We start from the raw sequence: 14,882 nt of genomic DNA on the forward strand, positions 1-14,882 counted from the left end.
CCCGCCGAGCGCGCAGAAAGGGAACCGCGATTTCAACGCGGACGCACAACGGTCCACCATGGCCAGCGCTGCTCGATGCGGATCGGCAGGGCGCGCGCCAGCAGTTTCAGGGCCTGCAGGCTGTCCAGGCGCGGCAATACCGCGGTGACATTCAATGCGGACAGTGCCGGATCACAGCCCAGATAGCCCCGATGGTGACGGGCCAGTTCGTCGATCACCCGGATCAGTTGCGTGTCCTGCACCTGCAGGCGTCCGTCCTGCCAGTCGCCGCGCAGAGGATCGGCAGCGACCGTTGTGAGTCCCCCCATCGGTCCGATCTGCAGCGCACTTCCCGCAGGCACATCCAGCGCCGCGCCGAAAATCGGCAGGCACCGCACCACGCCTTCGAACACGTCCAAGCGGCTTTCCTGCGCTTCGCGGCCGACCGCGAAGCGGGTGCCGATCGGCTGCAGGCGCGCGCCGGGTACATGCACGCTCAGGGGCAACCCGGTGAATGCTGGGTGGTGGCCGGTCTGCAGCAGCAGTTCGCCGCGCAGCAGATGCAGGGCGCGGTTGCCGTTGCCGATGTCGACGGTCACTTCGCTGCCGGCGTTGAGCCACAGCTGGCTGCCATCGGCCAGCGTCCAATGACCGGTGCGCCCGGCAGCGGTGCGTTGCGTCTGCAGGTGGCGCTGCGCCTGCAGCCCGTGCAGGCCGAGAAGCGAGACCGCACCGATGCCGAGGGCGCCACCGAGACTGCGAAGCGCGCGCCGGCGGCGATGGCCGGCGGCATCGAGCGCCGTTGCTGCCGCCGGTGCCGACAGCGGGGCGAACGACTGCCAGACCGCCTCGACCCGGCGCCAGGCGTCGGCGTGACCGGCGTCGGCCTGCAGCCACGCACGCCAGTGTTGCTGGTCGTCGTCGCTCCAGCCCTGTTGGCGCAGCGCGAACCACTCTGCCGCCTGCTCCAGCGCCGGGCCGGCCACTGCCGCGCTCATGCCGCCGCGTCGCCGGACAGGCGCAGGCAATGCAGCATCGCCTGCGCCATGTACTTCTTGACCATGCGCTCGGACACGCCCAGCTGTTGGCCGATCTCCGCATAGCCCAGTCCGGACAGCCGGGCCAGCAGGAAGGCACGCCGTGGCCGCTCGGCCAGGCCGGACAGCATGTCAGCGATGGCATGCAGCAGCTGCAGCGCCTGCGTGCGCTCCTCCGCAGAAGGATGCACCGGCTCCGGTTGTGCGGCCAGCGCGGTCAGATAGGCGCGCTCCAGGTCCGCGCGCTGCCAGTGATTGACCAGCAGCGCGTGCGCGATGGTGCTGAGATAGGCGCGCGGCAGGCGCAGTTCGGACGGATCGACGCGCCGGCTGAGCAGGCGCAGGAAGGTGTCCTGGGTCAGATCGGCGGCGCAGTCGGCGTTGTGGGTGCGGCGGCGCAGCCAGCCCAGCAGCCAGCCATGGTGTTCGCGGTAGAACCCCGCCAGCGCGGTGCTGGAGGCGGCGGGCACGGCCATCGGCACGGGTCATTAATGAGAATGATTCCCATTATAGGGTGATCCGGCGGCGCACGACAAATCCTGCGCATGCCGCAGCAGGAGAGATCGCCGGATTTGCGATGCCCGGCGCGCTCGCCGACACTGCGGCTTTCCACAAGGAGTGCCCGCATGTTCAGCCACATCACCGTTGGAACGAACGACATGGACGTCGCGCATCGCTTCTACGATGCCCTGTTCGCCGCGATGGGGGCACGTCCGGGTGTGTTCGACGAAAAGGGTCGGCTGCTGTACTTCAAGGATGGGCGGATGTTCGGCGTGACCGCGCCGATCGATGGGCAGCCAGCGTGCCATGCCAACGGCGGCACCATCGGTTTCAGTCTGGGCAGTGCAGAGGCCGTGCGTGCCTGGCAGGAAGCTGGCGTGGCTCACGGTGGTACCGCAATCGAAGATCCGCCCGGCGTCCGCAACATGTCCGGTCGGCAGGTGTTTCTGGCCTATCTGCGTGACCCGGATGGCAACAAGCTGTGTGCGGTGCATGTAATGTCGTGATCGGACAGGATGCGCGTGGCCGCGCCGCGGCCCGCGCGGGCAAGGTTGCGCTCCGGCGCGCGCGTGATAACACGGAATGGTGGGCCGGGCCTGTGACCACAGGCCGCAACTTCATGCTCTGTCCACTGCGGTTCAGCCAGAATCGGTCGGCTAACCCTTTGATCTACCGGAGAACGCCGCCCCATGGATGTACTGGAGCCGCAACAATCCCCGGTGCGCACCCTTCGGCCTGTGTTCGCCTTCGCGGCGATCGTTGTCGTGGCGTTCGCGCTGTTCGTCAGCCTGTTTCCGCTCGGTGCGGGCCGCCTGCTGGTCAAGGCGCAGGACTGGGCCGCACTCAATGTCGGCTGGTACTACCTGCTGGCGATGACCCTGTACCTGGTGTTCGTGGTCGGTGTGGCGCTGTCCAAGTATGGTGGCATCAAGCTCGGCGCCGACCATGATGAGCCGGAGTTCAGCTATCTTTCCTGGGCCGGCATGCTGTTCGCCGCCGGCATCAGCATCACCCTGTTCTTCTTCTGCGTCTCCGAACCGCTGACCCACTACCTGCAGCCGCCGCAGGGCGATCCGGCCGCAGGCGAGGCCGGGGCGCGCCAGGCCATGCAGCTGCTCTTCCTGCACTGGGGCCTGCATGGCTGGGGCGTGTTCGCACTGGCAGCGATGGCGATGGCCTACTTCGCCTATCGCCACAACCTGCCGCTGGCGCTGCGCTCGGCGCTGTATCCGCTGATCGGCAAGCGCATCAACGGGCCGATCGGCTACACCGTGGACGCGCTGGGCATTGTCGCCACCGTATTCGGCATCGGCGCCGACATGGGCTTCGGCGTGCTGCACCTCAACGCGGGCCTGTCGCACCTGTTCAACATCCCGCACTCCAACCTGGTGCAGATCATCCTGGTGGTCAGCATGATGGGCGCGGCGGTGGCCGTCGCGGTTTCAGGCGTGGAGAAGGGCGTGCGCTGGATGGCCAACATCAACATGCTGCTGGCGATCGCGCTGGTGCTGTTCATGCTGTGCGCCGGCCCCACCCAGTACCTGCTGAGTACGCTGATGCAGAACCTGGGCGACTACCTGGGCAGCGTGGTCGGCAAGAGTTTCGATGTGTACGCCTATGGCGGCCGGCCGGAATGGCTGGGCGGTTGGACGGTGTTCTACTGGGCCTGGTGGATCGGCTGGGCGCCGTTCGTCGGCCTGTTCATCGCGCGCATCTCGCGTGGCCGCACCATCCGCGAATTCGTGTTCGGCGTGCTGCTGATCCCGCTGGGCTTCACCCTGGCCTGGCTGTCGATCTTCGGCAACAGCGCGCTGGACCAGGTGCTGCACCACGGCCAGCAGCAGCTGGCGCAGCTGGCGGTGGATGACCCACCGACCGTGCTGTATGCACTGTTGGATGGCTACCCGTGGAGCCGCACGGTGATCGCGGTGACCGTGCTGGTCAGCTTCATCTTCTTCGTGACGTCGGCTGATTCGGGGGCGGTGGTGTTGTCCACGCTGTCCTCGCATGGCGGCGCGCCGGAGGATGATGGTCCGCGCTGGCTGCGCGTGTTCTGGGGCACGGTGATCGCGGTGCTGACCGCCGGGCTGCTGCTGGCCGGCAGCATCGATGCACTGAAATCGGCGGTGGTATTGGCCTCGCTGCCGTTCTCGGCGGTGCTGCTGTTGATGATGTGGGGCCTGACCCGCGCCTTCAGTGACGAATCGCACCGCAAGCGCGCGCTGCAGTACCGGCCCTCGCCGCTGATCGGTGACGATCGCCACCATCAGGGCTGGCGCCAGCGCCTGAGCCAGGCCATGCACTTCCCGGTGCGCGACCAGGTCTACCGCTTCATGGACGACACGGTGAAGCCGGCGATGGAAGCGGTGGCCGAACAGCTGCGCGGGCAGGGCTGGGACGTGGCCACGCGCTTCGAGGCCGGCGACATGGAGCTGACGGTGAACCATGGCGAGCAGCAGGATTTCCTGTACCGGGTGATCCTGAGTGGCTACCTGACCCCGTCGTTCGCCGCGCAGCAGCTGCGCAACCAGCGCTACTACCGCGCGGAAGTGCATCTGTTCGAAGGCAGCCAGGACTACGACCTGGTCGGCTACAGCCGCAAGCAGATCATCAACGACATCATCAGCCAGTACGAACGGCACCTGCAGTTCCTGCACCTGAGCCGGTGATGCGGTGGGTGCGGACCGTTGGTCCGCACACCCCTGCAGAGCCGAGCCCATGCTCGGCTTCCTGTTGCCGAAGAGCAGCCGAGCACGGGCTCGGCTCTACAGGTGGCGCATCAGAACCGGTAGCGCGCGCCCAGCGAAACGAACTGCCCGCGCAGGTTGTACTGGCTGATGTCGAAACCGTTGGAGCCGCCGGCCGGGTCGAACGGCGGGTCCTTGTCGGTCAGGTTCAGCACCGACAGCGACAGCGTGGTGTTGGGAATGCCTTCGTAGGCCACGTACAGATCCAGCTGCTGATACGGCTTGACGCGGTCGCGCAGGCCCGGATTGCTGGTGGCCGTCGCCACGCGCTGGTCGTAGCCGCTCACGTACTGCAGGCTCAACGTGCTGCTCCAGTCGCCCACCGCCCAGTTCAGCGACGTGGTGCCGCGGGTGCGCGGCAGGGCGCCGTGGCGGTTGTTGCCGGCCCCGTCATAGGGCGCCTGGCCGGCCACCAGCGGCTGCTTGAAGCTCAGCAGGTGGGTCCAGCTGCCGGCCACGGTGAAGGTGCCCCAGCCCTCGGTGCGGAAGGTGCGGTTGGCGTCCAGGTCCAGCCCGGAGGTGGTCAGTTCGCCCTGGTTGGCGTACTGGTTGGTGATGAACTGGATGCGCCCCTGCGCATCACGCTGTACACGGCCGGGGAACAGCGTCGGGTTGTCGACGATGAACTGCGCGCTGTCCGGCTTGACCAGGTTGTCCTGCTCGATGCGGTACCAGTCCAGGCCGATGCTGGTATCGCCATCCGGTGACCACACCGCGCCCACGTTGAAGTTGCGCGAGCGTTCGGCCTTCAGGTCCGGGTTGCCGGTGCGGATGTTGGTCACGCCACGGCTGCCACCGGGCTGCAGCGGATCCAGCGGATCGATCACCGAGCCGTAGCTGACGGTCTGGCCTGGCGCGATTTCCGGCAGCGAGGGGGCGCGGAAGCCGCGCGAGAACGAACCGCGCAGCAGCAGGCTGTCCAACGGCTGCCAGCGCAGCGCCAGCTTCGGCGAGAACGCCTTGCCGAAATCATCGTAGTGGTCGCCGCGACCAGCCACCTGCAGCTCAAGCGTGCGGTGCAGCGGCACGCTCAATTCGGCGTAGGCGGCGCTGACCTGGCGCTCGCCGTTGACCACGTTGATGGCCGGGCGCAGTTCGGTGCCCGACAGCACCTGTGCACTGGTGCGCGCATCCAGTGACTCCTTGCGGAACTCGGCACCCCAGGCGAAGCCGACCGCACCGGCCGGGAGGTCCCACAGCGAGGTCGAGGCCTTGACGTTCAACGCGTGCAGCTTGTACCAGCCTGGCCGCTTAGTCTGCAGGCGCAGTGCATCCAACGCGCCCGGCGTGGCGGACGGATTGAGGAAGTTGTAGCTGCCATCGCGCAGGATCTGTTCGAACGCGTAGCGGTTGACGAAATTGTCGACGTACTCGCGCTGCGCGCTCTGCGAGGTCAGCGCCGCCGCTTCCCAGTCCCAGCGCTCGCCACTGCCACGCACGCCGGCCAGGGCACGGTAGAACACCTGGGTGTTGTCCTTCAGGCGCGGGCCGAGGTCGAAGAAGGTGTACTCGAACGGCAGCGGCGTGCTGCCCGGGTTGTTCGGGTGGCCCACCGGCAGCACCGCCGGCACGTCGATAAGCGTGCCGGTGGCCGGGTTGTAGGCACGCAGGCCAGGGCCCACGGTGAGCGGCGCGCTGAAGATCTGGTCGGCCTTGTTGTGGCTGTACAGCACATCGGCGAAGGCTTCGACGCTGTCGTTGAAGCGGTAGGTCGCGCTCAACGACGCCTGCAGGCGCTCGGCGCCGGGCTGCAGGGTCTTGAACGGCTGCGCGTTGAAGGCGCAGGCCTGGCCGGGCAGGGTGCTGCCGAAATCGCTGTAGGGGCGCAGCTGGCTGCCCTCGGGGCAACTGGCGAACGGTTGCGGCGCGCGCGGGTTGGACAGCCAGTTGCCACCGGCAGTGGACCAGCCGGCCAGGCGGCCGCCGGGCCTGTCGCGGAAATCGCCGCTGCGGGTAAAGGCGCGCTGGTCTGCATCGAGCCGATCGCGCTTGAGCAGGTCCAGCCCGAACAGCACGTTCCAGCCCTGCTGTTCGAGGTCACCGAAGCCGGCCAGCAGGTTGGCCTTGCGTTCGTCCAGGCCGCCCTGGGTGGCGGTACCGAAGCCACCGCCGACTTCCACGCCCTGGAAGTTCCTGCGCAGGATGATGTTGATGACGCCGGCGATGGCGTCGGAGCCGTACACCGCCGAGGCACCGTCCTTCAGCACTTCGATGCGTTCCACCGCGCTGATCGGCAGCGCGTTGAGGTCGACGAAGGTGTCCTGCGTGTTGAGCGCGAAGCCGAAGTTGGACACGCGATAGCCGTTGACCAGCACCAGCGTGTTCTTCGGCGACAGGCCGCGCAGGCCGATCGATGCAGAACCGGCGGCGAAGCTGCCGGTGTACTGCTCGTCGAAACTGTTGCCGGCATTGGCCGACAGGTTGCGCAGCACGTCGGTGAGGGTGGAGCGACCGGTCTGCTCAATCTGTTCGCGGCTGACGATCTGCACCGGGTTCGGCCCGGCGGTGTCGCTGCGCTTGATGTTGGAGCCGGTCACCAGCACGGTGCCCAGGGTGGTGCTGTCCTTGCCGGCATCGGCGGTTTCAGCGGCGCCGGCAGCGCCGGCGGTGAGGCCCAGCGCGATCGCGCCGGCAAGCAGGTTCAGGGTGGTGCGGTACATGGAAGCGACAACGCCGAACGGGGAGGAGCCGTCAGTACCGCATGCAGGCAAGTACGCCTTCCAATGACGAAAGCGCATTCAGTTATACATCACAGGTTCTTAACGAACCGACTCGGTGGGTGCGGACCGTTGGTCCGCACTCCTCCTGGGGGTCAGATCCCTTTCCAGCGGAAAGGGATCTGTCCCCGGTTGTCCTACCCTCAAGGCCGCAGCAGCACCTTGCCATTGCGGCCCGAACCGGCGCCCGCCTTCGCCGCCTGGGCGATGTCGTCCAGTGCGAAGATCTTCTCCACCGGCAGGGTCAGTTCGCCGCCGGCCGCACGCTTCAGCAGCTCGCCGACCAGCCGGCGCTTGTCCTCCACCGCCATCGCCTGGCTGACTTTGCTGCCCCAGAAGCCCTTCACCGTGGCCTCCTTGTAGATCAGGCCACCGGCGGGAATGCGCATCGGCTCGCCGCTCATCACCCCGAACGACACCAGGGTGCCGTGGTGGCCGAGCAGGTCGACCAGGTCACCGCTGGCGTCGCCGCCGATGGAATCCACCGCGGCCGCGGCCTGTGCTCCGCCGGTCGCTTCACGCACGCGATCCTTCCAACCCTCCACCGAGGTGTCGAACACATGATCGATACCCAGCGCCTGCAACTGCGCGACGGCATCGGCATTGCGCACCAGGTTGGCCACATGCACGCCACGCGCCCGCGCCAGCATCGCCAGCGACTTGCCCACCGCGCCATTGGCGGTGTTCTGCACGATCCACTGGCCTGCTTCGACGTGCAGGAATTCCAGCAGCATCAGCGCGCTCAGCGGCATGGCGATCAGCTGCGCGGCCATTTCGTCGGGGATCGCCTCGGGCATCGGAATCACCATGCGTGCCGGTGCAATGAACGCTTCGGCCCAGGTGCCATGCACCGAGGCGGCGGCCACCCGCTGGCCGATCTGCAGGCCGTCGACGCCTTCGCCGAGTGCATCGACCACGCCCAATGCTTCACTGCCACCGATCGCCGGCAGTGTCGGCTTGTAGCCGTAGAGGCCGCGCACGGTCAGCAGGTCGTGATTGTGGATCGAGGCCAGCACGGTGCGGATGCGCACCTCGCCGGGGCCGGGCTCGGGGAGGGTGGCATCGGCAATGGCGAGGACGTCGGCCGGGTTGCCGAAGGAAGGGTACTGGGCAGCGCGCATGGGCGGTGTTCCGCGGAAAGTTGATGTTGTACCGAACTGGGGACGCAGGCGCTGTCGACAAGGCGCCGCAGGTGCAACACGGCATCCTGCGACTGATCGTCGCGGCATGTCGTGATTGCCGCATCTTGTGTTGACGGTTCCGATTATCCCCACTATGTTGTGGTCGTCACTCCCGGTCAGCCGCCGCCGCCGGACACGCAGCAAACGTCCCGCGGCCCGCCCCTGAAGGCTTGCCGTGTCGACGCGGCCGCCATCGTGCGGACCCAGATCGCCCCCACGGCCCGGATACCGGCCGCAGGCGCAGGCTGTTGCCGACGATCTGGTGTTCCCGCGCTTTGGCATCCCACCCCGACCGCCCCGTGCGCCGGTATCGCGTGCAGGGCCGCCATGGCATCGACCGCCAACGCGCGTGCGAGCCTGGAGCTTCACCACCATGACCGACAGTACCTTCCGCGTGGCCGATCTGGCCGGCGCTGGCGACGCCTTGCGCGCCGGTGGCGAGCGCGTGCCGACCTGGATCACCAAGGAGGCCGGCAACCGCCGCCTGCCATTCGACGCCGAGCGCCTGCAGCGCAGCATCGATGCGGTGCACGCCGAGTTCCCGCAGCTGGACGTGAGCGACTACCGCCGCGTGGTGCAGGCAATGGTCGAGCGCAAGTCCAGCATCAGTGCCGATGACCTGGTCGATCTGCTGATCCGCGAGGCCGAGTCGCGCGTGGACCTGGTCGCGCCGGAGTGGGAGCAGTTTGCCGCGCGCATCTACCTGCGCCGCCTGTACAAGCGTGCCAGCCGCAACCGCTTCTACGATGTCGGCCTGAAGTACGGCTCCTACGTGGGCCTGCAGGAAAGCCTGGCTGACCGCGGCATCTACAGCAACGACATCCTGCGCTGCTACTCGAAGGAAGAACTGCAGCAGGCCGGCGGGATGATCGACCCGGAACGCGACCGCCTGTTCGCCTACAACGGCCTGTACCTGCTGGCCACGCGCTATCTGGCCAGCGACCGCAGCCGCGAGGTCTATGAGCTGCCGCAGGAGCGTTGGCTGACCATCGCGCTGTACCTAATGCAGGAAGAAAAGCCGCGCGAGCGGCGCATGCAGCTGGTCGGCGAGGCGTACTGGGCGCTGTCCAACCTGTACATGACGGTGGCCACGCCGACCCTGGCCAACGCCGGCAAGGTCGGGGGGCAACTGTCCAGCTGCTTCATCGACACGGTGGACGACAGCCTGCAGGGCATCTATGACTCCAATACCGACATCGCCCGCGTGTCCAAGCACGGCGGCGGCGTGGGCGCCTATCTGGGCTATGTGCGCAGCAGCGGCGCGCCGATACGGGGCGTGCCCAATTCCTCCGGCGGCGTGGTGCCGTGGATCAAGCAGCTCAACAACACCGCAGTTTCGGTCGACCAGCTTGGCCAGCGCAAGGGCGCGGTGGCGGTGTACCTGGACATCTGGCACCGCGACATCGAAGCCTTCATGGACCTGCGCCTCAACAACGGCGACCAGCGCCTGCGCGCGCATGATGTGTTCACCTCGGTGTGCGTGCCGGACCTGTTCATGGAAGCAGTCGAACGCCGTGCCGACTGGTACCTGTTCGACCCGCACGAGGTGAAGCAGGCCAAGGGCTGGTACCTGCAGGACTTCTACGACGAGAAGCGCAGCGCGGGCAGCTTCCGCGACCGCTACGCCGAACTGGTGGCCGACGAGCGCATCAGCCGGCGCACGGTGAAGGCGATCGATCTGTTCAAGCGGATCATGCTCAGCCAGCTGGAGACGGGCAACCCGTTCCTGTTCTACCGCGACGAGGTCAACCGCCGTAACCCGAACAAGCACGCCGGCATGATCTATTCCAGCAACCTGTGCACCGAGATCCTGCAGAACATGAGCCCGACGCGGATGATCCAGGAGATCGTCAGCGGCGACCAGATCGTCACCACACGCCGCGCCGGCGACTTCGTGGTCTGCAACCTGTCTTCGATCAACCTCGGCCGCGCGATCCGTGCGCCGGATGACCTGCTGGCCACCGATGTGCTGGAGCGCCTGATCCCGATCCAGGTGCGCATGCTGGACAACGTGATCGACCTCAACGCACTGCCGGTGCCGCAGGCCACGATCACCAACCGCAAGTACCGCGCCATCGGACTGGGCACGTTCGGTTGGCACCACCTGCTGGCGCAGCAGGCGATCCAGTGGGATTCACCGGATGCCGAACAACTGGCCGACCGCCTGTATGAGCGCATCAATTTCCTGACCATCCAGGCCAGCGCGCAACTGGCGAAGGAAAAGGGCAGCTATCCGATGTTCACCGGCAGCGATTGGCACAACGGGCGTTACTTCCGTGACCGCGACTACACTGGCGCCGCATGGGACAGCCTGGCGCGCGAGGTCGCCACGCACGGCCTGCGCAACGGCTGGCTGCTGGCGGTGGCGCCGAACATGAGCACCGCGCAGATCGCCGGTTCCACCGCATCGATCGACCCGATCTACAGCGCGTTCTACTACGAGGAAAAAAAGGACTTCCGGCGGCCAGTGGCAGCGCCGGGGTTGTCGCTGGAAACCTGGCCGTACTACGAGAAGGGGGCGTACAAGGTCGACCAGTTCGCCAGCGTGCGCCAGAACGCGCGTCGCCAGCGCCATGTTGATCAGTCGATCAGCTTCAACCTGTACGTGCCCAGCACGATCCGCGCCAGCACCCTGCTGGAGCTGCACCTGAGCGCCTGGCGTGAAGGCCTGAAGACCACTTACTACGTGCGCTCCAACGACATCGACATCAGCGAATGCGAGTGGTGCGCCAGCTGACCGCTGCGGGCCTTGTAGAGCCGAACCCACGCTCGGCTCCGACGCGAAGAGCAGCCGAGCATGGGCTCGGCTCTACATCTGCAACGCACGTAATACGAAGGTAGACGACCATGGCAACACCCCTCGACCGCATCAAGATCCTCGAACCGCGCCATCCCAACCGCAGCACCGGCATCATCAACGGCCGCACCAGCGGGATCCTGAACTGGAATGACATCCCGTACCCGTCCTTCTATCGCGCCTACAAGGAGCTGTCGACCAACTTCTGGATCCCCGACGAGGTCGACATGAAGGCCGATGCGCGCCAGTACGGCGAGCTGTCCGGGCGCGAAAAGAACGCCTACGACTCGATCATCGGCCTGCTGGCCACGCTCGACTCACCGCAGACGCGCTTCATCTACAACGTGGCCGAGTACATCACCGACCCGGCCGCGCATGCCAATGCCGCGATCATCGGCCAGCAGGAAGTGATCCACAACGAGAGTTACAGCTATGTGCTGGCCTCGATCACCGACCTGCCGAACCAGAACCGCGTATTTGAACTGGCGCGCACCCATCCGACCATCATCAAGCGCAACGCGCCGATCATGGGCGCGTATGACGACTTCATGCGCGAGAAGACCGCCGAGACCCTGTTGAAGTCGTTGATCCAGTCCTCGATCCTGGAGGGCATCAACTTCTATTCCGGATTTGCGTACTTCTACAACATGGTGCGGCAGAACCGCATGACCGGCACCGGCAAGATCATCAGTTTCATCAACCGCGACGAACTGGCCCATACCAAGTTCATCAGCGAGCTGATCCGCGCCATCATCGGCGAGAACCCGGAGCTGCAGACCAACGAGCTGACCGCCTATGTGCACCAGGCGTTCGAGCACGCCATCGAACTGGAAACCCAGTGGTCATCGGAAGTACTGGACGGCATCGATGGCATCGATGTGGAGGAAATGACGCGCTACGTGAAGTACCGCGCCAACAAGATGGCCGGCATGCTCGGCATCGAGCGCCTGTACAGCGACACCACCGACAACGTGATGCCGTGGATCAAGGCCTACGCTGACAACTTCACCGAGACCAAGACCGACTTCTTCGAGATGCGCAATGCAAGTTACAAGAAGACCAACGTCGACAACGGCTTCGACGACCTCTGAGTCCGGCACGGCGCTGAGCATCCTGCTGGTGGTGGCCTCACTGAGCGGCAACACCCGCGAGCTTGGCCGGCAGATTGCCGAGCGTTGCCGCGCTGCAGGCCATGCCGTGCACTGGCAGGAGGCCGACGACCTGCAGCAGGCGCCGTCCCTGGCGGCCGACGAGGCCGACCTGGTGCTGCTGGGCTGCTGGACCGACAACGCCGGCCGCACGCCTTCGGAGATGAAGGCATGGGTGGCTGGCATCGCCGAGCGCGGCGAGCGGCCGCGGCAGCTGGCGGTGTTCGGTACCGGCGAGACACAGTGGGGGCAGGAGTACTACTGCGGTGCTGTGCACCGGCTGATCCGCTACTTCCACAGCGACTATCCGCCGCTGGAGATCGAACAGATGCCGCATGGCGAGCGCCATGCCGCGGCCATCGAGGCTTGGACCGATGCGGTCCTGGCCCATTACTGGAGCAACAGCGATGCAGATCATCGACGCCACCACGCCTGAGCAGTTCCAGCAGCTGCTGGCCGAACACCCGCGCGTACTGGTGGACTTCCACAAGGACCAGTGCCCGGGGTGCCGGATGCTGGAGATGTCGCTGCACCGGGTGGCCAACAGCGTCGCGGGGCAGGGCACCACGCTGCTGCGCGTGCAGCTGGAGGTGCTGGGCGAGGCGTTCTTCAGGGAACTGGGGCTGCGGCAGACGCCGACGCTCTCGCTGTTCCGTGACGGGGACGAACGTACCCGCCTGGCAGGGTTCCAGTCGCCGCAGCAGATCGAGGCCGCGATTGCGTTGCATTTGTAGAGCCGAGCCATGCTCGGCTGCTGTTCGTGCGGTGTGCGATGAGTCGAGCATGGCTCGACTCTACACAGGCGTCCCTGGTACTTCGCGCTATGCGCCGTTGAGGGTGTCCACCAGCAGCTTCACGTTCAACACCACGATCACCAGCGCGATCACCCAAGCGATCGCGCCCAGCCAGCGCGGTGCGACCAGCGCGCCCATCGTCACCTTGTCGGTCACGATCCGTACCAGCGGGATGATCGCGAACGGCAACTGCATCGACAGCACCACTTGGCTCAGCACCAGCAGCTTCACCGCGCCCTGGTCGCCGAACAGCAGGATCACCACCACCACCGGGATGATGGCCAGCGCACGCGTGATCAGCCGACGCAGCCACGGCGGCATTCGCAGGTGCAGGAAGCCTTCCATCACGATCTGGCCGGCCAGCGTGGCGGTCACCGTCGAATTCAGGCCCGAGGCCAGCAGGGCCACCGCGAACAACGTCGCCGCCGCGCCCACACCCAGCATCGGTGCCAACAGCTGGTGCGCCTGCTCGATGTCTTCCACATCAAATCGGCCATTGGCATGGAACACCGCCGCCGCCAGGATCAGGATGCTGGCGTTGATGAACAGCGCCAGGGTCAGCGCGAGGGTGCTGTCGGTCACCGCCCAGCGCAGCGCACTGCGGCGGCCTTCATCGGTACGTGGGTAGGCGCGGGTCTGCACGATGGACGAATGCAGGTACAGGTTGTGCGGCATCACGGTGGCACCAATGATGCCGATCGCGATGTACAGCGCGTTCGGATCGGTCACCACCTGCGCGCGCGGAATGAAGCCGCCCAGCACCGCCATCACCGGCGGCGCCGCCATCGCGATCTGCACCACGAAGCAGGCGAAGATCACCATCAGCAGCGCGATCACGAACGCTTCCAGCGCACGGAAGCCGCGGTTCATCAGCAGCAGCACCAGCAGCGTGTCCAGCGCGGTGATCACCGCACCCCACAGCAGTGGCAGATCGAACAGCAGTTTCAGTGCGATGGCGGTGCCGATCACCTCGGCCAGGTCGCAGGCGATGATCGCCGCCTCGCACAGCGCCCACAACGCCAGGTTCACCGGCTTGGGGTAACGCGCGCGGCAGGCCTGCGCCAGGTCCATGCCGGTGGCGATGCCGAGCCGCGCCGACAGCGCCTGCAGGATCACCGCCATCAGGTTGGAGACGAGGATGACCGACAGCAGCAGGTAGCCGAAGCGCGAACCGCCGGCGAGGTCAGTGGCCCAGTTGCCAGGGTCCATGTAGCCGACCGAGATCATGTAGCCCGGGCCGAGGAAGGCCAGCAGGCGGAACCACCAATGGCCCTTGTCGGGCACCGCGACCGAGGCGTTGAGCGCACCCAGGCTGGCCGGAGTGGAGGCCGAAGGGTCGCTGGGCGCCAGGGTATTCATGGGTCCGAATATAGCTCCTGCTATAGTCATTAGCAATGTGAAACAATCGTCTTTGTCGTGTGACTGGTCCAGAATTCAGGTTCAAGACCGGATTGCACCGGAAGGACAGGCGCAGGCGTGGGCAAGACCGACGATTCGACATCGCTGACAAGCACCCCCTTGATCGAGGCCGAGCGCCAGGTCGAGAGCTTCCGGCAAGTGCGCGAGGCGCACCGGATGGAACTGGTGGAGGACTATGTCGAGCTGATTTCGGACCTGCTGGCCGACGGCGGCGAGGCCCGCCAGGTCGACATTGCCACCCGACTGGGCGTGGCCCAGCCCACCGTGGCGAAGATGCTGCGGCGCCTGGCCCGTGATGGCTGGGTGGTACAGCGGCCGTACCGTGGCGTGTTCCTGACCCCGGAAGGCGAAGCGCTGGCCCACGCCAGCCGCCAGCGCCACCAGACCGTGGAGCGTTTCCTGCTGGCGCTGGGCGTGGACGCGGATACCGCGCGGCGCGATGCCGAGGGCATCGAGCACCATGTGAGCGAGCAGACGCTGGCCTTGTTCGAAGCCTTCGTGCGCAAGGCCGAGGGCGAGGCGCCGTAACGGTAGCGCCGGGCCATGGCCTCCGGCCGTTCGC

At 66.4% G+C, this 14,882-nt stretch carries 12 protein-coding genes; 7 read left to right on the forward strand and 5 right to left on the reverse strand.

Going from position 1 to position 14,882, the window contains the following annotated elements:
* Positions 1–32: 32 nt before the first annotated feature.
* Both AC5P5W_RS14650 and AC5P5W_RS14655 read right to left on the reverse strand, forming a co-directional pair.
* Entirely contained in the window at positions 33–977 is a 945-nt protein-coding gene (locus AC5P5W_RS14650) for a FecR family protein (protein ID WP_032962537.1), read from the reverse strand.
* The gene (locus AC5P5W_RS14655; protein WP_005409975.1) at positions 974–1,492 is read right to left on the reverse strand and encodes a sigma-70 family RNA polymerase sigma factor; all 519 of its coding nucleotides are present in this window, start codon (positions 1,490–1,492) and stop codon (positions 974–976) included. Before AC5P5W_RS14655 ends, AC5P5W_RS14650 begins: the two co-directional genes overlap by 4 nt.
* A 150-nt stretch (positions 1,493–1,642) precedes the next feature.
* Here AC5P5W_RS14655 and AC5P5W_RS14660 point away from each other — a divergent pair, with 150 nt between their 5' ends.
* Together AC5P5W_RS14660 and betT are read left to right on the forward strand one after the other, a co-directional pair.
* On the forward strand, positions 1,643–2,023 hold the full coding sequence (locus AC5P5W_RS14660; RefSeq protein WP_046431075.1) for a VOC family protein: 381 nt from the start codon (positions 1,643–1,645) through the stop codon (positions 2,021–2,023).
* 183 nt (positions 2,024–2,206) lie between these two features.
* On the forward strand, positions 2,207–4,186 hold the full coding sequence (gene betT, locus AC5P5W_RS14665; protein ID WP_014647441.1) for a choline BCCT transporter BetT: 1,980 nt from the start codon (positions 2,207–2,209) through the stop codon (positions 4,184–4,186).
* 110 nt (positions 4,187–4,296) lie between these two features.
* On the opposite strand, the gene AC5P5W_RS14670 is transcribed toward betT, so the two are convergent.
* Together AC5P5W_RS14670 and AC5P5W_RS14675 are read right to left on the reverse strand one after the other, a co-directional pair.
* A complete protein-coding gene (locus AC5P5W_RS14670; protein WP_197575584.1) occupies positions 4,297–6,924 on the reverse strand; it encodes a TonB-dependent receptor domain-containing protein in 2,628 nt (875 codons plus the stop codon).
* A gap of 200 nt (positions 6,925–7,124) precedes the next feature.
* On the reverse strand, positions 7,125–8,102 hold the full coding sequence (locus AC5P5W_RS14675) for a zinc-binding dehydrogenase (protein WP_197575270.1): 978 nt from the start codon (positions 8,100–8,102) through the stop codon (positions 7,125–7,127).
* 433 nt (positions 8,103–8,535) lie between these two features.
* Here AC5P5W_RS14675 and AC5P5W_RS14680 point away from each other — a divergent pair, with 433 nt between their 5' ends.
* The 4 genes from AC5P5W_RS14680 to AC5P5W_RS14695 all read left to right on the forward strand — a co-directional run bounded on the left by AC5P5W_RS14680 (position 8,536) and on the right by AC5P5W_RS14695 (position 12,841).
* The gene (locus AC5P5W_RS14680) at positions 8,536–10,899 is read left to right on the forward strand and encodes a ribonucleoside-diphosphate reductase subunit alpha (RefSeq protein WP_197575269.1); all 2,364 of its coding nucleotides are present in this window, start codon (positions 8,536–8,538) and stop codon (positions 10,897–10,899) included.
* 110 nt (positions 10,900–11,009) lie between these two features.
* Positions 11,010–12,050 carry a ribonucleotide-diphosphate reductase subunit beta gene (locus tag AC5P5W_RS14685; RefSeq protein WP_008267116.1) on the forward strand — a complete coding sequence of 347 codons (1,041 nt, stop codon included), beginning with the start codon at positions 11,010–11,012 and terminating at the stop codon, positions 12,048–12,050.
* 13 nt (positions 12,051–12,063) lie between these two features.
* Complete coding sequence (locus AC5P5W_RS14690) at positions 12,064–12,543, forward strand: flavodoxin (RefSeq protein WP_041864216.1); 480 nt, start codon at positions 12,064–12,066, stop codon at positions 12,541–12,543.
* A complete protein-coding gene (locus AC5P5W_RS14695; RefSeq protein WP_005409967.1) occupies positions 12,515–12,841 on the forward strand; it encodes a thioredoxin family protein in 327 nt (108 codons plus the stop codon). Before AC5P5W_RS14690 ends, AC5P5W_RS14695 begins: the two co-directional genes overlap by 29 nt.
* 87 nt (positions 12,842–12,928) lie before the next feature.
* Here AC5P5W_RS14695 and AC5P5W_RS14700 read toward each other — a convergent pair whose 3' ends face one another.
* Complete coding sequence (locus AC5P5W_RS14700; protein ID WP_197575267.1) at positions 12,929–14,260, reverse strand: Nramp family divalent metal transporter; 1,332 nt, start codon at positions 14,258–14,260, stop codon at positions 12,929–12,931.
* Between the two features lie 117 nt (positions 14,261–14,377).
* On the opposite strand from AC5P5W_RS14700, the gene mntR reads away from it, so the two are divergent.
* Positions 14,378–14,848 (forward strand): manganese-binding transcriptional regulator MntR, encoded by a 471-nt coding sequence (gene mntR / locus AC5P5W_RS14705; protein WP_197575265.1) that lies wholly within the window; start codon positions 14,378–14,380, stop codon positions 14,846–14,848.
* The last annotated feature ends 34 nt before the right edge of the window (positions 14,849–14,882 follow it).

This window comes from Stenotrophomonas sp. YJH_SMC_123, assembly GCF_059368215.1.